At 43.6% G+C, this 23,868-nt stretch carries 25 protein-coding genes; 19 read left to right on the forward strand and 6 right to left on the reverse strand.

Annotation, left to right across the window (positions count from 1 at the left end):
* Positions 1–17 precede the first annotated feature (17 nt).
* A complete protein-coding gene (locus EUAN_RS13080; RefSeq protein WP_425388419.1) occupies positions 18–104 on the forward strand; it encodes an IS3 family transposase in 87 nt (28 codons plus the stop codon).
* Positions 105–146: 42 nt separating this feature from the next.
* Here the strand turns inward: EUAN_RS13080 and EUAN_RS12890 are convergent, their stop codons facing one another.
* From EUAN_RS12890 to EUAN_RS09140, 6 genes are all read right to left on the reverse strand, one after another.
* Entirely contained in the window at positions 147–338 is a 192-nt protein-coding gene (locus EUAN_RS12890) for a hypothetical protein (protein ID WP_071063910.1), read from the reverse strand.
* Positions 295–633, reverse strand: coding sequence for a recombinase family protein (locus EUAN_RS12265; protein ID WP_342669843.1), 339 nt, complete (start codon positions 631–633; stop codon positions 295–297). The genes EUAN_RS12890 and EUAN_RS12265 overlap by 44 nt, the downstream gene beginning before the upstream one ends.
* A 192-nt stretch (positions 634–825) precedes the next feature.
* Complete coding sequence (locus tag EUAN_RS12805) at positions 826–1,524, reverse strand: YHYH domain-containing protein (RefSeq protein ID WP_071063912.1); 699 nt, start codon at positions 1,522–1,524, stop codon at positions 826–828.
* 87 nt (positions 1,525–1,611) lie between these two features.
* Complete coding sequence (locus EUAN_RS09135) at positions 1,612–2,001, reverse strand: ImmA/IrrE family metallo-endopeptidase (protein ID WP_211266339.1); 390 nt, start codon at positions 1,999–2,001, stop codon at positions 1,612–1,614.
* A gap of 156 nt (positions 2,002–2,157) precedes the next feature.
* Positions 2,158–2,310: a (2Fe-2S)-binding protein gene (locus EUAN_RS12270; RefSeq protein WP_084655872.1), complete on the reverse strand. Its 153-nt coding sequence runs from the start codon at positions 2,308–2,310 to the stop codon at positions 2,158–2,160.
* Between the two features lie 4 nt (positions 2,311–2,314).
* Positions 2,315–2,641, reverse strand: a complete 327-nt coding sequence (locus EUAN_RS09140; protein ID WP_071063916.1) for a helix-turn-helix domain-containing protein — start codon at positions 2,639–2,641, stop codon at positions 2,315–2,317.
* Positions 2,642–3,183: 542 nt separating this feature from the next.
* Between EUAN_RS09140 and EUAN_RS09145 the strand changes: the two genes are divergently transcribed.
* The 18 genes from EUAN_RS09145 (at position 3,184) to EUAN_RS09230 (ending at position 23,848) form a co-directional block, all read left to right on the forward strand.
* Positions 3,184–3,549 (forward strand): PH domain-containing protein, encoded by a 366-nt coding sequence (locus EUAN_RS09145; RefSeq protein ID WP_071063919.1) that lies wholly within the window; start codon positions 3,184–3,186, stop codon positions 3,547–3,549.
* Positions 3,550–3,666: 117 nt separating this feature from the next.
* Positions 3,667–4,614: a tocopherol cyclase family protein gene (locus EUAN_RS09150; RefSeq protein ID WP_071063921.1), complete on the forward strand. Its 948-nt coding sequence runs from the start codon at positions 3,667–3,669 to the stop codon at positions 4,612–4,614.
* A gap of 82 nt (positions 4,615–4,696) precedes the next feature.
* Positions 4,697–5,830: a GGDEF domain-containing protein gene (locus tag EUAN_RS09155; RefSeq protein WP_084655873.1), complete on the forward strand. Its 1,134-nt coding sequence runs from the start codon at positions 4,697–4,699 to the stop codon at positions 5,828–5,830.
* 106 nt (positions 5,831–5,936) lie between these two features.
* Positions 5,937–7,829, forward strand: coding sequence for a diguanylate cyclase (locus tag EUAN_RS09160; RefSeq protein ID WP_071063923.1), 1,893 nt, complete (start codon positions 5,937–5,939; stop codon positions 7,827–7,829).
* Positions 7,830–7,864: 35 nt separating this feature from the next.
* Entirely contained in the window at positions 7,865–10,549 is a 2,685-nt protein-coding gene (locus EUAN_RS09165) for a cation-translocating P-type ATPase (RefSeq protein WP_071063924.1), read from the forward strand.
* Between the two features lie 94 nt (positions 10,550–10,643).
* Positions 10,644–10,925, forward strand: a complete 282-nt coding sequence (locus tag EUAN_RS09170; RefSeq protein WP_071063928.1) for a BMC domain-containing protein — start codon at positions 10,644–10,646, stop codon at positions 10,923–10,925.
* A 103-nt stretch (positions 10,926–11,028) separates the two neighbouring features.
* A complete protein-coding gene (locus EUAN_RS09175) occupies positions 11,029–12,204 on the forward strand; it encodes an AAA family ATPase (RefSeq protein ID WP_071063930.1) in 1,176 nt (391 codons plus the stop codon).
* A 23-nt stretch (positions 12,205–12,227) separates the two neighbouring features.
* A complete protein-coding gene (locus EUAN_RS09180; protein ID WP_071063932.1) occupies positions 12,228–13,637 on the forward strand; it encodes a vWA domain-containing protein in 1,410 nt (469 codons plus the stop codon).
* A gap of 72 nt (positions 13,638–13,709) precedes the next feature.
* Positions 13,710–14,180 (forward strand): hypothetical protein, encoded by a 471-nt coding sequence (locus tag EUAN_RS09185; protein ID WP_071063934.1) that lies wholly within the window; start codon positions 13,710–13,712, stop codon positions 14,178–14,180.
* A 175-nt stretch (positions 14,181–14,355) separates the two neighbouring features.
* A complete protein-coding gene (locus EUAN_RS09190) occupies positions 14,356–15,495 on the forward strand; it encodes a DUF3798 domain-containing protein (RefSeq protein ID WP_071063936.1) in 1,140 nt (379 codons plus the stop codon).
* 67 nt (positions 15,496–15,562) lie between these two features.
* The gene (locus tag EUAN_RS09195; protein ID WP_071063938.1) at positions 15,563–17,122 is read left to right on the forward strand and encodes a sugar ABC transporter ATP-binding protein; all 1,560 of its coding nucleotides are present in this window, start codon (positions 15,563–15,565) and stop codon (positions 17,120–17,122) included.
* A complete protein-coding gene (locus EUAN_RS09200) occupies positions 17,123–18,157 on the forward strand; it encodes an ABC transporter permease subunit (RefSeq protein ID WP_084655875.1) in 1,035 nt (344 codons plus the stop codon).
* Positions 18,144–19,178 (forward strand): ABC transporter permease subunit, encoded by a 1,035-nt coding sequence (locus EUAN_RS09205; protein ID WP_071063940.1) that lies wholly within the window; start codon positions 18,144–18,146, stop codon positions 19,176–19,178. The genes EUAN_RS09200 and EUAN_RS09205 overlap by 14 nt, the downstream gene beginning before the upstream one ends.
* A 107-nt stretch (positions 19,179–19,285) precedes the next feature.
* Entirely contained in the window at positions 19,286–20,422 is a 1,137-nt protein-coding gene (locus EUAN_RS09210; RefSeq protein WP_071063942.1) for an ABC transporter substrate-binding protein, read from the forward strand.
* A gap of 75 nt (positions 20,423–20,497) precedes the next feature.
* Entirely contained in the window at positions 20,498–21,373 is an 876-nt protein-coding gene (locus EUAN_RS09215; protein WP_071063944.1) for a branched-chain amino acid ABC transporter permease, read from the forward strand.
* A gap of 18 nt (positions 21,374–21,391) precedes the next feature.
* A complete protein-coding gene (locus tag EUAN_RS09220; RefSeq protein ID WP_071063946.1) occupies positions 21,392–22,372 on the forward strand; it encodes a branched-chain amino acid ABC transporter permease in 981 nt (326 codons plus the stop codon).
* On the forward strand, positions 22,372–23,130 hold the full coding sequence (locus EUAN_RS09225) for an ABC transporter ATP-binding protein (RefSeq protein ID WP_071063948.1): 759 nt from the start codon (positions 22,372–22,374) through the stop codon (positions 23,128–23,130). The genes EUAN_RS09220 and EUAN_RS09225 overlap by 1 nt, the downstream gene beginning before the upstream one ends.
* Before the next feature lie 13 nt (positions 23,131–23,143).
* Entirely contained in the window at positions 23,144–23,848 is a 705-nt protein-coding gene (locus EUAN_RS09230) for an ABC transporter ATP-binding protein (RefSeq protein WP_071063950.1), read from the forward strand.
* Positions 23,849–23,868 lie beyond the last annotated feature (20 nt).

A 23,868-nucleotide genomic window follows, 5' to 3' on the forward strand; every position in this document is an offset into this window, starting at 1 on the left:
AGAAGATCGGGAGTTACATAAAGTTCTACAACGAGAGCAGATATCAAAAAAGATTAAAGTGCCTGACTCCGATTGAATATCGAAATCAAGCACTATTAACCTAATACCATGATGTTTAATTTAATTAACTGTCTACTTGACAAGGATCAGTTCAAAAATTCGTTCAGGCTTTTGTTTTTTATATCTGTATCTTTTTCAAGGTAGCCTCTTATTATAGCTTCAGTAGGGAGGTGGATATCAAGCTGCAACTTGGATTCTGTCATGCTCTCCAAGACAAATTCAAGTATAATGGCCTCAGGGCTGTCGTGAAGGCAGAGACAAGACCCACCGTACACCATTCCTTTTCAAATGGCGCTTGTAGAAGGCGCTGTCATATCTGTTACGTGCAAATCTATCCAGCTTATGGACGATAACGGTATCAAATAAACAGTTATTGCTATCTTTTATCATCTGAAGAAACTGGGGTCTGTTATCTGTAGTTACAGAGCGTGCTTCATCTTCGTACACTTTAACTATTTGAATTCCATTTCTTTCTGCATACTCTTTGATTGCCCTTGATTGGGCTTTAATAGACCCTTCTCTTTGGTTATCAGAGTTGTAACGGCAATATATAGCTGCTGTCACTTTAATCACCTCGCAAGTACTTTGATTATGACAACTTCATGTAGAATAAATTTAACCCAAAAGAACACCAGTTCGACTGGAGTTCGAAATAAAAGTCACTAGATATACTCTAGTAACTTTTGATTTATGGTTCAAGATAGTTGATATTCTTATTTCGAACATACTATCATAAAGTTCAGTGAAATTAAAGCTTATAGTGGATTACTTTGAAATCAAATTAAATCCATTAACAGGATCCCAGGTATATGAAAGACCCAGATTAGTTACAAAGTCGTAAGTTAGAGGTATATAATTTATATTCTTATAATTGATTATTGGATAAGTATTATTTACCCATAAGTTGTTGACTATTATGCCCTTATTGACTTTTGTTACATATGCAGACATTCCACTCCAAGAAGAGCCATCCGTGAACATATGTTTAAATTGCTTAGTATTCTTAAGTCCAATCGTCCTAGAAAACTTCAAATTACTAGCATCAGTCCAGTTATAATTTATATCAAGATAATATACTATATCAAAAGTTATAGGAATATAGGTTATATCTTTGAACAGAAGTGGAGGATATTTTGCATTTGCAGTGTTTATATTGACTCCATCAATTTTAACCGAAGTATTTGGAACTTTGGCAGAGATTTTTACGGGAGATGTAGCATTACTTCCACCAGAAGTAGAGGGAGTAGAGCTACCGCTATAAGGGCATCTTCCATTTGGATGTAAATGAGCAGGTTTACCTCCGCAGTGGTAGTGATAGTAGCCTAGTCCACTTACATTTTTGTTGTCTCTGTGTCCTCCGGAACTATCGGTTCGTCCGCTGTGTCCAAATGCAACTGATGATGTCAAAAGTGCAAATGATACTGCCAATAATGATGCTTTTTTCATAAAACGCTTTTTTTTCATTTATCAAAACCCCTTTATATATGAATTGGTATTACTTACAAGTTATCTTTAAAACTTTCTGTATACATTAGCTTTAGATTCTAAGAGTTAAAATATCTCAAACACTCCCAATGGCTCAAAATAAACTATGTAGTTATCTACTGTAGCAAATAACCCGTGTTTTTCTCTGTAGTAATTCAGGGCGCTTTCTATAAATTCCTCAGTAACCTCCAGAAAATATGCCAGCTCATGCCTATTTCTCACCCCTGATTTATAGGCATTCACTAAGTCTATAAGGCCTATAAGCTTTTCATATTCCCAGTTATGGGCTGTTTTCTCAAGCTTTCTATTGGAGACTTCCGATTGATCCAGTATGTCCCCCACAGTAGTGTAGTGGTGGCCTAGTTCTTCAGCTATTAAACAGGCCTTTTCTGCATTAGTAAGATTGTTGTTTATGGCAATATTGCTATCAGAATAGAGCCCCTTAAATATTTTCAAATTATATCTTACAGCCCCTTTAATACCTTACAATCCTTAAATTAGAGTATATTTCCACCTATTCCTATAAATAAGCTGATATGAATATCTCATATCAGTAGCTTATCAAAACTATTTACTATACTCTTCTAACAACTTTAGAATATCCCTAGAACATCAAGTTCCTTTAGGGTGGAGCTCCTTGCACCTTCCCAAAGTACAAGCCCCTGTAACTGCCTTTATATCTGAAAGGCTTTTAGCCCCATTATCTATAGCGTCAACTATCTCTTGCTCGGTTACATTGGAGCAGTAGCATATTATAGTGGACATGGTGTTAATCCTTCTTTCTTTTAGAAAGCACATACTTCTTGAAATTCTCAATTTCTTGTAACTCATCTTCGGTATACTCGTCTCCATCGTGATGGGCCGCTATGATATGTACTTCTTCTATATTGCGAACATCCGTCCTGCCTAGAAGGTAGTCTAGAGATACGTTGAAAAAATCAGCTATTTTTTCTAATAACTCTAATTCAGGAACTTGCTTTCCTTGTTCATATCTTGAAATAGAGCTTTTATTCAAAAAAAACTTTTCAGCTAATTTTTTTTGAGTAAGATTTCTTTCTTGTCTTAGCTCTTTAAATCTTTGTTCAAATGAAGTCAAGACAACATCACCACCTTAATATACATTATATTGTAAGTTGCTTAAAAAGAAATAAAAATTGCGTAAGAAGAAACTTTTTTACTAAAGAGGTTGATAGATTGCGTGAAAAGCATATAATAGAGATAATTAAGTTGCATTAAAAACAATTTCCGGGGGTGGAATTTTGGAAAAAGAAAAGTTAATATGGATGAAAAAATTCTAATTAGTATAAAACCTGAAACTAAAGCACATATTTCTGGCTCTTAAAGATTTATAGATTCTAAAAGTGATATGTTGATTCAGATTTCAGATGTTTTTGTTGGAACTCTAAGGAACATTAGAACAGGTAATCTCAGAGCTTCTTTATCACTCTGATAGCATACAGAACTTAAATATATTGTAACTTTTCAAATCAATTCTAGGATAGCATTATCAAGAATACTCGTTTGGTGTCTTTTTATCTTCTTCAATGTGTTCACAAAATGGAGTTATCTATTTAGATTATGCTTATTGTTTGATATAATCTAGAGAAAAGCTAATAACTACAATCAGGGGGTAATGGAGTGGCAGAACTAGGAGCAATAATGACATGGACTTTCACAGGGGAAACAGGGATTCCGAATGAAATAGGAGAAATCCTTGTAGATGGAGAAGTTCCAGAAGTAGCATACAAGACTATAAGGGACGTAGCAGTAATAACAAACAAGAGAATCATAATAGCGGACAAGCAAGGTATAACCGGAAAGAAGGTAGAGGTATATACGATACCTTTCAAGTCCATCGTAATGTACTCAAGCGAAAATGCTGGACTATTAGACTTCAATGCGGAGCTTGAGCTTTGGACTAGGGCAGGCAAGTTCAAGCTGAATCTAAACAGGGGCGTAGATATCAGAAAACTGGACAGGATAATCGGAAAGCACATATTATAGGAAGAAACTCGACACAAATATCAAATGTGTCTGTATCGAGTCTACCATAAAAAGCCTCAAGGCCTGAACAATTAAAAATTCGTTCAGGCTTTTTACATACAGAAAGGAGGAGCCCATTTGAAAAAGCATAAGCAGTTCGGAATAATGGTTGGTTTAAATAAAAAGTCATCTTTTGAAGGTTGGTTCTGCAAGATCGACGACAGAGAAAACGATTTGATGATATCAGTTATATGGGGATATACGACAGATGAAAAGACAAAACATTCCTTTATCCAGTTTCAAGACTCTCTAGAGCATAGAACTAGATATATTCGCTATCCCATTGAAGCGCTGAGCTGGACAGAGGACCCTTTTACGCTGAACATAGGGAAGAATCGACTGTCCCAAGAAGAGATGAAACTTGAATTCGTATCAGAGGGAGTGGAAATCAAAGGTGAGTTTCGCTTTGGAGAATTCGAGACGATAGAGGAATCGTTCCTAAAGCCAAATATAATGGGCTGGCTGAGCTATCTTCCGAATGAATGCAATCACGCCATCATAAGCATGAATCATAGAGCTTGCGGCAGTCTTAAAATAGGTGGCAGTGAGTGGGAGATTTCAGAGGCCGACTCCTATATAGAGAAAGACTGGGGTACAGGCTTTCCAGAGGAGTACGTATGGGTTCAGGACAACAGCTGGGAAGGCAGTTCTGTAGTCTTCAGCTACGCCTCTGTTCCGATGCTTGGAAAGCACAGGAAGGGCTTTTTTCTACTGCTCCACCACAGAGGCAGAGAGTACAGGTTCAGCAGTATAGAGGGAAGCAAGATGCTGGACTTCAAGGCTACAGCGGAAACATTTGAAGCCACAATCAAGAAAGGGAAGTACATATTGAACCTAAAGGCAAGGCAGCTGAACCCAGTGGAACTGGCTTCGCCGGACTCGGGAGAGATGAAGGCCAAGATAAGGGAGTCGCTAGACGGCAGGATTGAGTTGAGTTTAGACGAAAAAAACGGAAGGCTGTTAAGCCTGGAAAGCGAAAGGGCATCTATAGACATCGACTTTGGGAAAGCAGCTGTTTCAGATTAAATTTGCACAACTGAAGATTATCCATTAGAATTGAGAGAGTGATTTGAGGTGTTAGGAATATATAATTTCAGGGGTGGTAATTATGCCAGACAGATTTGCTATGGGCATACATGTAAATATGCTTGCATTGGCGGTGCTTGCTCTCATAGCTTTAAATATAAGAAGACGTCCAGACAGGGAAGACTACGTCCAGAAGACTTACTGGGCTATGGTTATGGCCAACACGGTGATGATACTTATAGACATAGCGGTGGATACGCTAAATGGAAGAGACGGTGAAGCGCTGAGGTCACTTCATATTGGGGTAGAGACTGCTGAGTATGCGCTAATACCGTTAGTTGGGATGATATGGACCACTTATGTGGAGCAGAGGATAGACAGGTACGGAAAGATATCTAAAATGAAGCTTGCCTTGATCGCCGCTCCTTTTGCGATCAACTTCGCCATAGTCATCATGAACCTTGGCAGGGGATTTATGTTCAGCATAGACGAGATGAACGTATACAGCAGGGGGGAGTTTTTCTGGATAAATGTCGTAATCTCCTACATCTACCTGGTGTACTCGTTTGTGAGAATAGTAAAGAATAGGGATTCTATCAGGAGGAGCGACTATAGATCGCTGCTTATATTTCCCTTGCTCCCTTTTCTAGGAGGCATCTTGCAGAGTCTGTTTTACGGTGTCACTCTTATATGGACAAGCACCGCTTTTTCGCTGCTCATAGTCTTTGTAAACGTGCAAAACGATCAGCTGAACAGAGACCACCTCACAGGCCTTTACAACAGAAGACAGCTGGACGGATATCTGACTAGGCATATAAGCAGCGCTGAAAGAGAGAGACTCCTGGGCGGAGTTATGATAGATGTAGACGGATTTAAAGACATAAATGACAAATATGGCCATGTAGAGGGGGACAAGGCGCTCGAGTACATCGGGGAGATACTGATCCGCAGTTTCAGGAGAGAAGACTTTGTAGCGAGGTATGCAGGCGATGAGTTCATGGTGCTTTCAAAGGTGGAAGACTACGGAGATTTAGAGCGAATAGTGGGAAGGCTTAAAGAGTCGATGGACAGCTTTAATAAGTCCAACTACCTTCCCTACAGAATATCTGTAAGCGTAGGCTACGACATACTGGACAAGGACATTTACAAGACTTCGGAGGAATTTGTAAAGCATGTGGACAAACTGATGTACGAGCAGAAGAGGAGAATCACTTGATCATAAGTATACTTCAGAATACTCTGGTGAGATATGCGATGGCTGGGTATAAACTAACGTATGTGAAAATCAAGTCTTGGAATTGCTTAAACTGGAGGAGTGAAATTTGAAGTCTAGAAGGAAGTTGACATCGCTTGCGCTGCTAATTGTAATCATGATGATGGGTGTTAGGACAGCCCACAGCAGCTCGGAAAGCTATCTAAATCTCTCGGGAACAGAGTATTTGTACATAGAGGAGGTAAATCCTATAAAGATATGTGTAGATCCTGACTGGTATCCCTATGAGAAGATAGACGAAAGCGGAAACTACATAGGAATAGCATCTGATCTTATAGAGATTATCTCGGTTCGAACAGGCATAGAGTTCGAAGTGGTTCAAACAGAGGACTGGAATCAGAGTTTGGAGTACTCAAAGCTAGGAAAATGTGATGCTTTAGCTTTTTTGAACGAGACGGAAGAGCGAAGCAAGTGGCTCAAGTTCACAGATACGTACTTCAGCGATCCAAACGTCATAATAACGAGAGAAGATCATCAGCCCGTAACTGACTTAGCCTCTCTTGAGAACAAGAAAGTGGCTTTGCCAGAAGGGACAAGCGTAGAGGAGAGAATAAGGTCGAAGTTTCCGAACCTCGAGATAGTAGTTGTGGACTCGGAGAATACTGCTATAGAGTATGTGGAGAACAGAAAGGCTGATATGACAGTCAGGTCTCTTTCCATGGCTGCGTATGTGATAAAAGAGGAAGGTCTTTTTAACCTGAAGATAGCAGGCGAAATCCCAGGGCTTGACAACAATTTTAAAATAGGCGTAGCTTCTGGAGACGAAGTCTTGGTTGAGATATTGAACAAGGGGATAGCCACCATCACGGATGAAGACCTAGAGAGAGTCAAGAACGAGCATATATCGGTAAATATAGAGAAGACATTCAACTACAAAGCGTTTTTAATTGGGAGCGGAATCTTTGCCACTATTTTCTTGGCGGTGCTGGTCTGGATAAAACAACTTAAATCTTTAAACAACAAGCTTAGATCAAGGCAGGAAGAGCTTTCAATACTCAGCAAGCAGCTGTCAGAGAGCGAGGCGCTCTACAAATCTATACTTAGCGCATCTCCAAACGCCATAATAATTTCAGACAGGGAGGGATACATAAGCATGATCTCGCCAGCTACTATCAGGATACTTGGATATCAAGGCGATGAAAGCCCTGTGGGCAGAAATATTATGGAGCTTTTAGACCGGGATAGCCAGCTGAAGGCCAAGGAAGACATAGAGGCGATATACAGGGGTGAAAGCACAGGCATTGTTGAGTATATAGGAGTTAGAAAAGATAAGAGCAGATTCAATATAGAGTCAAGCAGCGACCTGATAAGGGATGAAGAGGGGAACCCTAAAGACATGGTTTCTGTAGTAAGAGACGTTACAGAGAAGAAGAAGATAGAGGAAGAGCTGAGAAAGAGCGAAGAGAAGTACAGGATGCTCTCGGAGGAGCTTCAAAGAAAAAACGAAGCTCTGAGTGAAAGCTCCATTGTAGATCAACTTACTGGAATAAAAAACAGAAGGTACTTTGACCAGAAGATAAATGAAGAGAAGAACAGGGCTGACAGACAAGGCACAAAGTTCTCTATAATACTCTTTGATTTAGATAAATTCAAGAGTGTAAACGACGCTTATGGACATGACATAGGAGACGATGTCATAGTGAAGACGGTGGAGGTTATTTCCAAGATAATAAGGCAGACAGACAGCTTTGCTAGATGGGGTGGCGAGGAATTCACAGTGCTTATGGAAAACACCGGGATAGAAGGCGCCATAGAGGAAGCTGAGAGAATGAGAAGCGCTGTGGAGAACATAGAGCATCCAGTCGCAGGCAAGGTGACTATAAGTATAGGCGTGTCGGAGTACACCCTTGGAGAGAAGGTGGAGACTCTGTTCAAGAGGGCTGACGAAGCGCTATACGAAGCAAAACGCAGCGGCAGAAACAAAGTCATTTCCAATGTATAGTTTTTTATACAGTCATTCAAGAGAGGAGCATGTAGATGAGAGGAAAGCTACTGAATCCACATACTTTTACGGTAGAGCAAGCGGAGTCGGAAACAGACTCAGATAGGTCGTTGGGACTTTCTTCAGCTGAAGCCAGGAGAAGGCTTGAAACTTATGGGAAAAACACATTAGAAGCAGGGGAGGACGTTTCGGCCCTTAAGATACTATTTGAGAATGTGAACAATATAATAGTCTATCTCTTGATAGCGGCTGCATCAGTGGCCTTCGCTATGGGAGATACGGTGGAGGGATTCTCTGTAATAGTGGCTATACTCATAGCTGTGATTTCTGGATTTGCATCTGAGTACAAGGCCCAGAAGTCGGTTGAGTCGCTTCAGAATATGGTGAAGACATTTTCGAAAGTCAAAAGAGATGGAAAGATAGTTGAAGTGCCATCAGAGGAGCTAGTGGTTGGTGACATCTTGTTTCTAGAAGAAGGCGACTCGGTTGCGGCAGATGCGAGGCTAGCGGAGTCAAACAGTTTAGCGACTATAGAGTCGGCGCTTACAGGAGAATCTGAAGCTGTAAACAAAGACGCGAGTTTTAAAGGAGAAGAGTATATACCGCTGGGAGACAGGTCCAACATGGTCTACACTGGAACGGCTGTGACCAGGGGAAATGCATATGCAATTGTCACAGGCACGGCGATGGATACTGAAATAGGGAATATAAGCAAGCTTCTGAGCGAAAGTGGAGATAACACTACGCCGCTGGAAGAGCAGTTGAACAGGCTGGGAAAGACCCTTATACTCTTAGCTGGAGTGGTTGCGCTTATAGTCACAGTGCTGGGCATTCTCTCCGGCGAGGAGATTTACTCCATGATAAAGATAGGCATAATACTGGCCATAGCAGCTGTGCCAGAAGCGTTGCCGGCAGTTTCCACTATAACTCTTGCAATTGGAATGAGAACAATGGCCTCTCACAATGCACTTGTAAAGAGTCTTCCAGCTGTAGAGACGCTGGGGTCGACAACTGTGATATGCACAGACAAGACGGGAACGCTTACAGAGAATCAGATGACAGTTCAGAAGATATACATTTCAGGTGGAGCAGATTATGATGTGGAAGGCAGCGGGTATGAGCCGAAAGGGCGGATACTCAAAGACGAGGACCTGGTGAATCTCGAAAAAGACGCTGAGCTAGAGAAACTGATAGTTGCGGGCGTACTTTCAAGCAACGCGTCTCTAGTAGAAGAAGAAAGCCAGTACAGAGTGCTGGGAGATCCTACAGAGGGCGGAATAGTTGTGCTTGGAAAGAAAGTAGATGTAGACAGGGAGCGCCTTGAGTCAAGCGGATACTCTAGGGTTGTCGAGGTTCCTTTTGACTCCAAGGCAAAGTATATGGCTACGCTTTATAGGACACTTACCGGTGAAAAGAAGCTTTATATAAAAGGCGCCCCGGATGTGCTCACGGAGATGGCCAGAAACAGTCCTAAAGAGCTTGAGAGGCTGGAAAAGGCAAACGACAGCTTTACAGAGCAAGGAATGAGAGTGCTGGGAATAGGAGCAGTAGAAAACTACAGCGGCGAGGAAAGCGAAAGCTCTGTGAAGCGAGCGCTAGCAGGCGGAATAGATATTCTGGGCTTTATAGGAATACTGGATCCTCCTAGAGAGGATGTAAAGCAGGCAATAGATGAAGCCCAGAGTGCCGGCATAAGGGTCATCATGATTACGGGAGACCACCCTAAGACGGCATCTATAATAGCTGGGCATATAGGCATGAAAAACACAGAGGTTGTTATAACTGGAAGAGAGATGGACGAGATGTCTGACGAAGAGTTGGCTGAAAAGATAAAGTCGACTTCTATATTCGCCAGAGTCTCTCCTGAAAACAAGCTTCAGATAGTCAGGGCTCTCAATATAGCAAAGGAAGTGACCGCCATGACAGGAGATGGAGTGAACGATGCCCCGGCCCTAAATGGGGCGGACATAGGCATATCCATGGGAATTAGAGGCACGCAAGTTGCCAAAGACGCTTCAGACATGATACTTACCGACGACAGGTTCTCGACCATAGTGGATGCCGTAAGAGAGGGAAGGACTATATTCGACAATATAGAGAAATTCGTGTACTACCTTTTCACCTGCAACATAGTCGAGATACTGGCTGTATTCTTGACCATAGTGATTGGGATGCCTATGCCAGTGCTGGCACTTCAGATACTCTGGATGAATCTAGTTGTGGATGTACTTCCGGCTATGAGCCTTTCCTGGGAGGCTGGAGAGAAGGACATAATGAAGCGAAGCCCAAGAAACCCAGAGGAGGCCATAGTCACAAGAAAGTTCCTGATAAAAGTCCTCTGGAACGGCGCGCTCATAGCGTTGGGATCGCTTGCTGTGTTTGGATATGCTCTTTACGCAGGGTACGACATTGAAACTTCAAGGACTATGTGCTTTTCAGCCATGGCATTTGGACAGCTCTTTCACGTATTAAACGCTCGAAAGAAGAATCCTCTGGGGATTGGGAAAGATTTTCTTAAAAACAAGCGGCTAGTGTTGGCTATTGCGAGCTCTTTGGCGCTTCAGGTACTGGCAGTGTACCTGCCTTTTTTCAACAGGGTAATGGACACAAAGCCGCTTAGCTTTTACAGCTGGTGGATAGTGGCTCTGGGATCGATTCTGCCAACCTTGATAATTCAGCTGTCAAAGCATAGGGAAAATGCAAATAAAACAGTGGGTTAAAATAATGGAATCTACAAACTATTGTACAATCAACGGGAATTGAGATATAATAACAGTAGGTATGAGAATGTAATAATGTTTAGGAGGAATCATCATGGCAAGTGGACAAGCTTTAGGAATGATAGAAACTTATGGACTTACTCCTGCGATAGAGGCTGCTGATGCAATGGTAAAGGCGGCTGGAGTGGACTTATGGGGATACAAGTCAATAGGCTCTGGAATAGTGACGGTTATGGTAAGAGGGGATGTAGGGGCTGTTAAAGCTGCTGTAGACGCTGGTACTCGTATAGCAGAGCAGTTTGGAAAAGTGAACGCAGTTCACGTTATCCCGGCGCCACATATAGAGCTAGAGAAGGCATTGGCCGACAAAATGTAAACCAGAGAGATACAGCGATGTATCTCTTTTTTCTTGTCCGCAAATGTTGAAAAAAGATGGAATAAGGTATATCATATTCTAGTGATGATTGGAGGTCGATTTTTTGAAGGCAAAACTAGACAGTTTAAGGGCTCAAGAGGCCATAGAGAAACTCAGGAATATATCAGAAGAGCTGAAAGATATATTTGTAGAGAGAGACAATGTGATAGACAACAGCATAAAGGCGCTTGTGACAGGACAGACGGTGCTGCTTATAGGGCCGCCTGGAACGGCCAAGAGCGCTCTTACAACAGAGCTGTGCAGGCGTATAGACGACGGAAGGTATTTCTCCTGGTTGCTCAACAGGACTTCGGACCCGGCGGAGATACTGGGGCCTTTCAGCATAAAAGAGATGGAAAACGACAAGTTCGTAAGGGTTACAAAGAGCAAGCTTCCAGAGGCGGAGATAGTATTTCTAGACGAGATATTCAAGTGCAACGAGCCTACGCTCAACATACTGCTACCTATAATAAACGAGAAGCTGTTCTACAACGACGGAAATCCGGCGGAGGTTCCGCTTGTGACTCTCTTTGCGGCTTCGAACGAGTTCCCGGAAGAGGATTCGCTGATGGCGCTATACGACAGGATGATATACAGGATGTACGTGGACTACATAGGAGACGTGCAGAACAAGATGATAATGTTCAGGAAATTCCTCGGGGGAAGCAAATCCGACAGGTATACGACTATAAGCTTAGAGGAGCTGGGCTTTCTGAGGGAGGCACTTCAGGAAGTCGAAGTAGACGAGTCGATACTGAAAGAGTATATATATATCATGAACGCCCTTATGCAAGAGGGAGTCACCATATCTGACAGAAGGCAGAACGAGGCGCTAAAGGTGCTGAGAGTAAACGCCCTCTTAAACAAGAGAGACAAAGTCGTGACAGAGGACTTCGAGGCGCTTAGAGACGTGCTCTGGAACGACCTTTCAGACATGGAGATAGTGGAGGAAGTGCTGAAAGAGAGGCTGCTTTCGCCTTTCGAGAAAGAGTACAACGAGGTCGTGGGAAAATACGAGAACATAGTGTCGGCGACCAAAAATATACAGGACACAAGAATGCTGGTTGAAATGAAGGGGTCTGTGGAGATGCTGCTCGGGAAGGTGGACAGGATTCTCAAGGAAAAAGACATAATGGACAAGACAAACCTAAACAAGTTCACAGCTATAAGAAAAGAAATAGATAGGTTCCTAGATACACTCACGGTGCAGATAGGCGATGAAGACGACATGATGTTTTAGAAAAAAACGGGAAGTGTAAAGAGATGGGCAAAGAGAACAAGTCAAGAAACAGCGTAGTAGCTACTGAAATGGAGTTAGACATATACTCCAATATATTTGAGAAGTCGCCTAGGCTCACAGGAGAGCTAGAGGAGTACAGCGAGACTCTAAGGGGTGTTCGCGCACTGTCTGAGGACATCTACCTTATGCTCTTTAAATACGAGCCTGAGATACGAAGTTTCAAGGAGCTAGAGCCAAAGTACAGGCTAAACGGAAAGCTTGTACAGGAGATGGATCAGAACCATGAGATAAAGTCGCTCAGAAAGAGATGTGAATACAAGTACCTTAACTCCATAATAGCTACAGAGATAATGCTGAGAGAGTCGGTAGCGGCGGTAAATGAGAGGCTTGAAAAGAGCCTTACGCTTAAGTCGAAACTCAAGAGCTTGAACAAGGCTGTAGATGAGTACGACAAAAGTCCGTCAGATCCGCTGGAGCTGGAGATAGACAGATATACGGAAGAAGTTTGTGCGGAGCTTGCAGAGACCAACTTCTTCTACAAGGTGCTCTCGGACAGCTACAAGGAGTTTGTAACTGTCTTCAACACCATAAAGAACTGGGGGCTGGACGACGGAAAGCTGACAACTGCTTCTTACGACGAGAAGATGATGGTTGCCGGAAAGCTCAGGAAGCTCAAGAAGGTCAGGGATATCTCGGAGATGGCTGGCAGGTTCAAAGCCTCAGCCAGCAGCCTCCAGAGGAAGAAGACAAAAGAGGATGGAATGGAGATATGTGGAGTCGAGATCGGAAACGAAATCCATAGGGTGCTGCCTTCCGAGAAGATACTGCTTGCAAATGAAAAGACCAAGAGAGGCTTTTTGAAGAAGTACACCCAGAAGGAGCTGCTCTCCTACAAGTACAGAAACAACAGGTCCAAGTCCAAGGGGCCCATAATCTGCTGTATAGACACCTCGTCTTCTATGGAAGGGGAGCTAGAGGTATGGTCCAAGTCTATAGCCATGACGCTTATGGACATAGCTTTCAAGCAGAAGAGGGAATTTGTGGCTGTGCTCTTCTCCTACAAGGTGGGTCAGGTCATAGAGTTCAACAAGAACAGGATAGACCCTTCCAAGATATACGATCTTGCCACGGCTTTCTTTGGGAGCGGGACCAACTTTGTGGAGCCGCTTAACGAAGCCATAAAACTTATAAACACTGCGAAGTACAAGTACTCGGACATAATATTCATAACAGACGGAGAGGCTCCTCTAGACGACGAGTTCATAGCCGAGTTCAAGGAGATAAAGGAGAAAAAGCAGTTCCGAATGATAACTGTGAACGTATCCGACAAGATAGAGCCTGCGCTTGACCAGATAAACGACATACAGATACTCTTAAGAGAGCTGACAGACGAAGCCGTAGACGGCACAAACGAGACTATATTTTCTATATAGTCTCGTTTTTTTGTGCAATCATCACATTCAGGGGTATAAGTCACTATATAAAAGAGGAATGGGGGGATTTCAGTGGATGCCAAACTGGAAAAAATAACGGAGTACTACGAAAAGAGCTGTGTCTACGGGAAGATATACGAGGATAGGTACGAAGGGGTATGCAATCTAAAAGACTACATAGACCCGGACGATTTTTACAATATATACGTGAAGAACATAGGCGGGACAGAGCTGAACGATGAGATATACCTTTTCTCCAAAAAGCTTATACTGAAGCTTTCATTTCAGCTAAAGGCCAACGGTGTTTTTGCAGACTACAAGGTCTACAGAGTTTCAGAAGTACTCAACATAAGGCTAGTAGACGACATAACCTACGGCCAGGAGGTGTCGCTTGACATAGACTTCAAAAACGGAGATAGCATTCAGATCGACAACAGAGAAGACTCAAGCGAGATTGAAGAGGAGTTTGCTCAGAAAAGGAAAGAGATAAACAAGCAGATTCTGGAATCGGTGTTTAGGGATATGATCAAGATACTGATATAGCAGAGACATCCTGAATGCACATGAATAGAAAAAGCAAATATATAAACAAAAATGTATAGATATATACTATTTTTCAAATACAGGGACTTCAAGTATAATCTAAGAGGTTAAAATCCATACAATTTATATGCAATTATAGAGTAGTGGATTCGAGATTATACTAGGAGGAGAAAAAATGTTTAAAAAAAGTATTTCGATTTTACTGGCATTCGCCATGATGTTTGGGCTTGTCGCATGTGACAGCTCAAGCAAAGAGAGCGGAAGCGATGAAAAGCAAGAAGCTTATAAAATAGGTATAGTTACACCGACACTTTCTACAAGTGAGGATGAGTTCAGGGCAGGAGACGAGATGGCGAAAGCATACCCTGACATAGTAAAGCATGTAACTCTGCCAGAGAACTTCAACGCTGAACTAGAGACTGGGATATCTCAGATACTCAGCTTGGCGGACGATCCAGAGATGAAAGCTATAATAGTGAACTCTGGACAGACTGGTCTGCTTCCGGCTTTCGAAAAGCTGAAAGCTGAAAGGCCTGAGATAATAACTATGGCCACTATGCTAGATGAACCTGAGCTGATGTCTAAGTATGTGGACATAAGCTTTTCAACAGACTGGGTGAGAAGAGGAGTTACGATTCCTACTAAGGCCAAGGAAATGGGTGCCAAGACTTTTATCCACTACTCTTTCCCTACTCATATGGCAAAAGAGGTTGTGGCTGCCAGAAGAGACGCAATGAAGAAGACTTGCGAAGAGATAGGACTAGAGTACGTAGAGATAACTACACCTGACCCACAGACAGGGGATGGACCAGCGGCTATGCAGCAGTTCTTGAGAGAGGACATCCCAAGACAGATTGAGAAATATGGAGCTGACACTAATATATTCGGAACAAACTGTCCTATGTACGATGTAATAATAGACGAGGCATTAAAGCAGAAGTTTATAGTGGCTGAGCAGTGCTGCCCAACTCCAACTCAAGCATATCCTACGGTTATGAATCTGGAGATAGAGGAAGCGGACCTTGGAGACTATGACAAGATAAACGAAATGATAAGAGAGAAAGCTGCAGCTGCCGATATGACAGGAAGGCTTTCAGGATGGGCTATGCCTTCACAGATATACGTGCCTAAGTTCGAGATAGAGCTTGCAAAGTATCTCATAGAGAACGACGTGAAAATAGATGAGAAGATCTTAAACAAAGAGTTCATGGATGACTTCTCTGAGAAATCTATGGGAACTAGAGCCGACATGCAACAGGTAAGCTCTGGCATAGACAACTACTACACTCTTATACTGGAGTCAATATACTACTAAAATTGCTATGAGGGATAATCCCTCATAGTATTTTTTATGCACAATTATACAGGGAGGTAGGAGCGAATTGGAAAGCGTACTGAGAGTGGAGAAGCTTCACAAGCGGTTCGGAGAAGTTGTGGCGTTGCACAGCATAGACTTTGAGCTTAAAAAAGGCGAGATACACGGTCTGGTAGGAGCCAACGGGTCCGGAAAGAGCACTTTTATGAACATACTCTTCGGAAGCCAAAACATAAGAGAGAGCGGCGGATACGGCGGGAAGATATTTATAGATGAAAAAGAAGTCGAGATAGTTGACAGCAGAAGCTCCATGAGAGAGGGCATAGGCATGGTGCACCAAGAGCTCTCTTTGATTGGAGAGCTGAGCGTAAGCAGCAATATAAAGCTGAACAGGGAAAACATAGTCGGTGGAACCGAGAGATTCAAGCAATTTGCTATAGTGGATGAAGCCGGAAACAGGAAAGAAGCTTCGGCGGTGCTCTCGAAAGTAGGGGTGGAGATAGACACGGGTGCGAAGGCTAAGAACTACTCTACAAATCTAAAGCAGTTTATAGAGATAGCTAGAGAGCTGGACAACGAAAAGCTGAAGGTGCTCATCTTGGACGAGCCGACCTCTTCGCTGAACGTAGAGGAGACAAATCTGCTCTTGGATCATCTGAGACAGATAGCCTCGGAAGGCATATCCATAATTTTCATATCGCACAGGCTAGACGAAGTGACAGATATCTGTGACAGAGTGACGGTGCTTCGGGACGGAGTGCTGATAAGCCAGTACACAAGAGACGAGTACGACATAAAGCGGATAGCACTCGACATGATAGGAAAAGAAGTCGTGCAGACAGCCAAGACAAGCGGCAGAAGAAGCGAAAATGGAATCTTGAAATTCGACAGAGTCAGCATAAATTCAGGAGACAGAAATCACGAGGATATATCCCTAGAGGTGAGAGAAGGAGAAGTCCTGGGGATAACCGGGCTTGCAGGACATGGTCAGGAGATATTCGGGTATGGAATCATGGGTCTCTACAATTTAGAGGGCAGCGTACTATTTGAAGGCAAGCGGGTATATCCTGGGAAAGACGCCTTCCAAAAGGGGATATATTTGCTTCCAGACGAGAGAAAAGAGCTCGGGCTACTGATAGAACAGAGCGTTTCTGAAAACATGGTGTTTGGATCGCACGTCAGGAGAAAGGAGTTCCTAAAGCATCCATCGCTCGGACCTCTCTCCGGCTTCAACCAAAAGACAATAGACAGCTATGTGGACTCCATGATAGAGAGCTTGAACATAAAGACAAAGAGCAGAAGCCAGACAGTAAGAGAGCTGAGCGGAGGAAACCAGCAGAAGGTCTGCATAGCCAGAGCCATATCTGTAAAGCCCAAGCTGCTCTTTGTAGGGGAGCCGACAAGGGGAATAGATATCTACTCTAAGGAGATAATACTCAAGATGCTCCTAAAGCTGAACAGTGAAGAGAATACAACTGTGGTGATATCTTCGGGAGAGGTCTCGGAGCTAAAGAGAGTATGTGACAGAATAGCCATAATGTACGAGAACAGAGTCTTCGAGATATTCGAGGGCGATTTCGAAAGCGAAGCCTTTGCACTGGCCATGTCTGGAAGGAGAGTGGATTAGATGATGAAAAACAAGATAGGACTTCCGCAGTGGATAATCATATGCTACCTCTTGATACTGCTGGTACTAGTCAAATTCACAGGCATATCCTATATAGACATACTGAACGAATCGCTTGTAAAGTGGGTGATGAACGGGGTCCTTGTGATATCGCTGCTGCCGATGATAAACGTCGGGGCCGGCAGAAACTTCGGCCTGCCTATAGGTATATCTGCGGGCCTTGTTGGGATATGTATAGCGCTGGAGTTCAAGCTTACAGGCTGGACAGGATTTCTGATTTCAATGGCCGGCGGGTCGGCTGTAGCCATTTTATTTGGCTACGTATATTCGCTTGTGCTGAACAGGCTGAAGGGAAACGAGGAGATAGTGGCCACTTTTGCAGGCTTTTCCTTTATACCTGTGATGAACTTCTTCTGGACGTTGGCTCCGTTTAAAAACAGGCAGATGCTCTACCCTGTAGGGGGAGAAGGCCTGAGGCCTAAGATAAATTTGGACCAGTACTTCGGCGGAGTGCTGGACAATTTCATGGTCTTGAGTCTAGGGAGATTGCAGATACCCCTGGGGCTTATAGTCTTCTTTGCGGCCATTGGATACGGACTGTATAGATTTCAAAAGACAAGAATGGGTGCCACAATGGCGGCCATAGCTCAGAACGAAAAGTTCGTACAGCTTTCAGGCGTGGACGTAAACAGGTACAGGACTTATGCTATAATCATGTCAACTGTGCTGGCCGCAGTCGGGATAGCGGTGTATTCGCAGAGCTATGGAATTGTGCATCTCTATGACGGCCCGTTTATGATGGCTTTTCCTGCTGTTTCCGCAATCTTGATAGGGGGGGCAAGCAGAAAGAAGGCGACTGTATTCCAGGCCATGGTCGGAACATATCTTTACCAGACCACTTTTTTGATATCTGTGCCGGTAGCAAACACTTTGCTCATACCGGAGATGGCAGAAGTCATGAGGATGATAATCACAAACGGCATAATTCTCTACGCATTCTTGCATGAAGGGGTGAAAAAAAGTGAGAAAATATAACAGCTACTACGTGCCGATATGTTTTTTTGTACTATCTGTATTGGGAATAATGCTTGCAGAGGTGAGCACAAGCTTTATCCTAGGCGAGCTCTACTCTAGGTTTATCAGAAACGGTGTCTTTCTTCTGGCGCTTATACCTCCTATTATGGCCGGGATGGGAATAAACTTTTCAATCACTGTAGGAGCTATAGCGGCTCAGATGGCCATGGTGGTGGTGATAGATTTAGGGCTTGAAAAGACAGGCGGATTTTTACTGGCCATTGTTTTGAGTGTGCTCTTCGCACTGGTGCTTGGAAATATAATAGGCACTGTGCTGAACAAGGCCAAGGGAAAAGAGATGATAGCCAGCATGGTGATAGGCTTTCTGGGCACCAACATATACCTTCTGATTTTCATGGTGGGCTATGGAACGGTCATAAAGCCGTTTAGTGAAACCACTCTTATAAGCAGCGGAATAGGGGTGAAGAGCATGCTGGATGCGGCTAGGTTCAGATCTCTTTACGAAGGAGTGCTTCCCATAAGAGTTGGAAACGTATCGGGGTCGCTAGTTCCAGTCTTGGCGGTTCTGGTGCTTGGTTTAGCGGTGTGGGGCCTTACAAGGTCTAAGCTAGGCTACCATATGAAAGCCGTTGGAGAGGACCAGACTCTGTCTGAAAAGGCCGGCATAGACGTAGACAGGGTGAGAAAGAGCTCTATAGTACTGTCTACGGTGCTTGCCTCACTTGGACAGCTTATGTTTATACAGAATATGGGGGTCTTGAACGTGTATACGGGACATCTGAATCTAGACGTCTTTTCAGCTGCTGCACTGCTTGTAGGAGGAGCGACTTTAAAAAACGCCAGCGTAAAAAACGCCTTTATAGGCATACTGCTTTTCCATACGCTCTTCATAGTCTCGCCTATGGCTGGACAGAATCTGTTTGACAATGTAGCGCTTGGAGAGTACTTCAGAAGCTTTCTGGCATACGGAACTATAGTCTTTGCCTTTGTAGTGAACTTGAGGAGGGAGTCCGAAGCTTAAGTTGTTACGTATTGTTCACAATTAGGAGCTTTATACTCTCTTGTCAACCATGATATAATTAAAAAGATTACTATTATGAAAATTCAATGGAAAACAGGAGGAAGACTATGAAATTCAAGAAGCTATTAGCTATAGGCATGAGCCTTACGCTTTCGGCTGGACTATTAGCTGGATGTGGAAGTAGCGGTTCAGAGGAGTCGGATGTAATCAAAATAGGAGGAATAGCTCCGACTACAGGACAGGTTTCTGTCTATGGAAATGCGGCTGTTAGAGGATATCAACTTGCAGTTGACGAATACAACGAAAAAGGCGGAGTGCTAGGAAAGCAGATAGAGCTAGTTGTATACGACGACAAAGGTGACAACAACGAGGCTGTAAACGCCTACAAGAAGCTTGTCACAAGCGACAAAGTAGATGCAATAATAGGTGGAGTAATAAGCACGAACACGCTTGCAGTTGCACCGCTTGCAGCTAGAGAGGGAATACCTATGATATCGCCTACGGGAACTGCAGACGATATAACTAAAGCCGGAGAAAACATATTCCGTTCTTGCTTTACAGATCCTTTCCAAGGTGAGATAGTGGCGAGATTTGCACTAGAGGACCTAGAGGCTAAGAAGGCCGCGATACTGTTCGACCAAGAGGGAGACTACGGAAGAGGGCTTGCAGATTCTTTCGAGAAGACTTTCAGCGAAGCTGGAGGAGAGATAGTGGCAAAGAAAGGCTTCAACCCTAACGACAAAGACTACAAGTCAATACTTACAGAGATAAAAGCAACTAATCCAGACGTTATATTTATCCCAGCTTACTACAACTCGGTTTCGCTTGTGGGAAGCCAGATAAAAGAAGTAGGCATAGATGCGACACTGCTAGGTGGAGACGGATGGGACGGAGTAATCGAGATAGATAGCGAAGCTGTTGAAGGCGGATACTTTGCAAACCACTACGCTACAGACGACCCTAATCCTGTAGTTCAGAACTTCATAGAGTCATACAAGGCGAAGTACGATGGCGAAAGTCCAAAGTCTTTTGCTGCACTTGGATATGATGCGGCAGTTACACTTTTCGAAGCTATGGAGAAGGCTGGAACTACTGACAAGGCAAAGGTAGTAGAGGCGCTTAAAGCTACAGACCTTGAGCTTGTTTCAGGAAAGACTAAGTTTGACGAAGTTGGAAACCCTATAAAAGAGGTTTCTATAATTCAGGTAGTAGATGGACAGTACAAACTAGCTACTAAAAAGTAAAGCTTTAAATCTGAGGAAACTATTTTTAGTTTCCTCTTACTTTGTTTATGAGTCAAAGCAGAAGGAGGGAAAATTATGGAGAAACTTATCCAGCAGTTGATAAACGGGCTTCATGTAGGCAGCATATACGCCCTTATAGCGCTAGGCTATACTATGGTGTATGGAATAATCAAGCTTATAAACTTTGCCCATGGAGATATTCTTATGATAGGCGCCTTTTTAGCCTATTTCATGCTTTCGTCGGGACTTCCGATATGGGCCGTAATAGTCATCAGTGCTATTTTGTGCGCCCTTATAGGTATGGCCATAGAGAAGTTTGCATACAAACCTCTCAGGAATGCGCCTAGGATTTCGGCTCTTATAACCGCCATAGCGGTCAGCCTTTTTATACAGAATCTATTTATGATACTATTCAAGCCTGATCCAAAGCCTTTTCCTAAGACAGTTTCACTGGGAAGCTTGAGTTTAGGCGGTATAAGGCTAGATGGAATAACTATACTGACAATAGTCGTTTCAGTTGCGCTTATGATTGCGCTTGAGATATTTATAAACAAGACCATGATTGGAAAGTCAATGAAAGCGACTTCGCAGGACAGCAAGGCCGCTTCTCTTATGGGAATAAATATAAACAGAACTATATCTGTCACTTTTGCAGTCGGATCTATGCTAGCTGCAATAGGAGGAATACTTTTCAGCATGGCATATCCGCTTATAGACCCTTATATGGGAACTATGCCAGGACTTAAAGCCTTTGTAGCCGCAGTGCTTGGAGGCATAGGTGTGATACCTGGAGCCATGATAGGCGGATTTATAATGGGAATCGCAGAGAGTCTTACAAAGGCTTATATTTCAAGTCAGCTTTCAGATGCTGTAGTATTTGGAATACTGATAGTGGTTCTACTTGTAAAGCCGGCAGGATTGCTTGGAAAGAACACTAAAGAGAAAGTATAGAAAAGAGGTGAGACAGATATGAACAACAGGAAAAAGAGATATGCTATAAATACGGCCCTTGTGCTGGCACTGTTTGTAGTGCTGAACACCCTCATAAGCGTAGGCGTGATAGACATGTACTACGAGGGGATAATAATGATGATCGGAATAAATATAATACTGGCTACGAGCCTCAACCTGACTACAGGATTCCTAGGTCAGCTTGCACTGGGACATGCAGGGTTTATGGCTGTAGGAGCATATGCATCGGCGCTCTTTACACTGAATGCCGGCGCGGGGCTTCCAGACATACTGCTTCTAGTGATTTCGCTCTTGATAGGAGGGCTTATGGCAGGGCTTTTCGGTGTTGTGGTTGGAATACCTGCGCTTAGGCTTAGAGGAGACTATCTGGGTATAATAACGCTTGGATTTGGAGAGATGATAAGAGTCCTGCTTATAAACCTGGAGATAACAGGCGGGCCGCTGGGACTTAGGGGAATATACCCGTTGACTGACTTTACGAATATATTCTGGATAATGGTGATAGTGGTCGTAGTCATATTCTCGCTTATGAACTCTAGACATGGAAGAAGCATAATCTCGATAAGAGAGAACGAGATAGCGGCAGATGCTGTAGGTGTGCCTACAGAGTTCTACAAGGTGTTCACTTTTGCGCTTTCTGCATTCTTTGCAGGAGTTGCAGGCGGGCTCTTCGCCCACTACATGATGGTGCTAGACCCTAAGAAGTTCAACTTCATGTTCTCTATAGAGATACTGGTTATAGTGGTGCTTGGAGGAATGGGAAGCATAACGGGATCTATAATAGCGGCCATAATACTGACAGTGCTTCCAGAACTGCTGAGAGATTTTTCAGACTACAGACTGCTTATATACGCAGTTATGCTGCTTGGAATAATGCTGTTCAAGCCGTCGGGACTGCTTGGGACTAAAGAGTTCAGCTTTATAAGGAAGAGAGACAAGGAAGATATGAAGACGGAAGGGCTCGGAGGTGAAGAATAATGGCCATACTAGAGGCTAAGAGCATAGGGATACAGTTTGGCGGCCTTAAGGCTGTAGACAGTTTCGACCTTGAGATATACGAAGACGAGATAGTGGGGCTTATAGGCCCTAACGGCGCCGGAAAGACTACTACTTTCAACATGCTGACAGGAGTATACGTTCCCACTAGCGGAGACATAACTATAAACGGAGAGAGCGTAGTTGGGCTTAAGCCCTACCAGATAGTCAGAAAGGGAATAGCTAGGACTTTCCAGAATATAAGGCTATTTGAAAACCTATCTGTAATAGACAATGTGAAAGTGGCTTTCCAGAAAAACATGACCTACAGCATAGTGTCAGCCATATTAAAGCTTCCAAAGTACTGGGTAGAGGAGCGCGAAGTGGATGTGAAGGCGAGAGAGCTTCTAGCTATATTTGGAATGGAGGACTTGGCCGACGTCACAGCCAAGAACCTGCCTTACGGAAAGCAGAGAAAGCTGGAGATAGCCAGAGCGCTTGCTACAGACCCCAAGATACTGATGCTTGACGAGCCGGCTGCCGGCATGAACCCTCAAGAGACAAAAGAGCTGATGGAGTCCATAGCTCTTATAAAAGAGAAGTTTAAAGTCTCTATACTCTTGATAGAGCACGATATGAACTTGGTAATGGGGATATGCGAAAGGCTTGTGGTGCTGAACTACGGGACTATGCTTGCAAAGGGAACACCTGAAGAGATAAAGCAGAACCCTGAAGTCATAAAGGCGTATCTAGGAGAGTAGAGGAGGCGGAGAGATGCTAGTTGTAAACGATTTAGATGTGTACTACGGCATGATACATGCCATAAAGAACATAAGCTTCGAAGTTAAATCTGGAGAGATAGTCACGCTTATAGGGGCCAACGGCGCTGGAAAGACGACTATACTCCAGACAATATCTGGACTCATAAAGCCCAAGTCTGGGAATATAGAGTACAGAGGAAGAGATATAACGAAGTCGGAGTCTTTCAAGATAGTGAAAAACGGCATAGCTCAGGTTCCGGAGGGGCGAAGGGTGTTTACCCAGATGACTGTAGAGGACAATCTAGAGCTTGGCGGATTCACTGTGAAAGACAAGTCCAAGATAGAAGAGGGAAAGATAAGGGCTTACGAGATGTTCCCAAGGCTCAAGGAGAGGCGAAAGCAGCTGGCTGGAACTCTCTCGGGAGGAGAGCAGCAGATGCTCGCCATAGGAAGGGCGCTTATGTCAAACCCTCAGATACTGCTGATGGACGAGCCTTCTATGGGACTTGCCCCGATACTTGTAAGAGAGATATTCAGCATAATAGAGAGGATAAACGCCACAGGCATGACTGTCCTGCTAGTAGAGCAGAATGCCAATATGGCGCTCTCAATCGCAGACAGGGCTTACGTGCTTGAAACAGGAAAGATAGTTCTCGGAGGAGATGCGAAGGATCTTCTGGGGAACGAGGATATAAGAAAAGCATACCTTGGAGGATAAAGCCAGAGTTCAAACTCTGG

Origin of the sequence: Andreesenia angusta, from assembly GCF_001855385.1 — a bacterium.
GTDB lineage: Bacteria > Bacillota > Clostridia > Tissierellales > Gottschalkiaceae > Andreesenia > Andreesenia angusta.

Excerpts from the sequence above, each read along its gene's own strand:
- EUAN_RS12890 (WP_071063910.1), bottom strand. The coding sequence starts at position 338 with ATGGTGTACGGTGGGTCTTGTCTCTGCCTTCACGACAGCCCTGAGGCC.
- EUAN_RS12805 (WP_071063912.1), bottom strand. The coding sequence starts at position 1,524 with ATGAAAAAAAAGCGTTTTATGAAAAAAGCATCATTATTGGCAGTATCA.
- EUAN_RS12270 (WP_084655872.1), bottom strand. The coding sequence starts at position 2,310 with ATGTCCACTATAATATGCTACTGCTCCAATGTAACCGAGCAAGAGATA.
- EUAN_RS09155 (WP_084655873.1), top strand. The coding sequence starts at position 4,697 with ATGCCAGACAGATTTGCTATGGGCATACATGTAAATATGCTTGCATTG.
- EUAN_RS09165 (WP_071063924.1), top strand. The coding sequence starts at position 7,865 with ATGAGAGGAAAGCTACTGAATCCACATACTTTTACGGTAGAGCAAGCG.
- EUAN_RS09170 (WP_071063928.1), top strand. The coding sequence starts at position 10,644 with ATGGCAAGTGGACAAGCTTTAGGAATGATAGAAACTTATGGACTTACT.
- EUAN_RS09180 (WP_071063932.1), top strand. The coding sequence starts at position 12,228 with ATGGGCAAAGAGAACAAGTCAAGAAACAGCGTAGTAGCTACTGAAATG.
- EUAN_RS09190 (WP_071063936.1), top strand. The coding sequence starts at position 14,356 with ATGTTTAAAAAAAGTATTTCGATTTTACTGGCATTCGCCATGATGTTT.
- EUAN_RS09200 (WP_084655875.1), top strand. The coding sequence starts at position 17,123 with ATGATGAAAAACAAGATAGGACTTCCGCAGTGGATAATCATATGCTAC.
- EUAN_RS09210 (WP_071063942.1), top strand. The coding sequence starts at position 19,286 with ATGAAATTCAAGAAGCTATTAGCTATAGGCATGAGCCTTACGCTTTCG.
- EUAN_RS09215 (WP_071063944.1), top strand. The coding sequence starts at position 20,498 with ATGGAGAAACTTATCCAGCAGTTGATAAACGGGCTTCATGTAGGCAGC.
- EUAN_RS09220 (WP_071063946.1), top strand. The coding sequence starts at position 21,392 with ATGAACAACAGGAAAAAGAGATATGCTATAAATACGGCCCTTGTGCTG.
- EUAN_RS09225 (WP_071063948.1), top strand. The coding sequence starts at position 22,372 with ATGGCCATACTAGAGGCTAAGAGCATAGGGATACAGTTTGGCGGCCTT.
- EUAN_RS09230 (WP_071063950.1), top strand. The coding sequence starts at position 23,144 with ATGCTAGTTGTAAACGATTTAGATGTGTACTACGGCATGATACATGCC.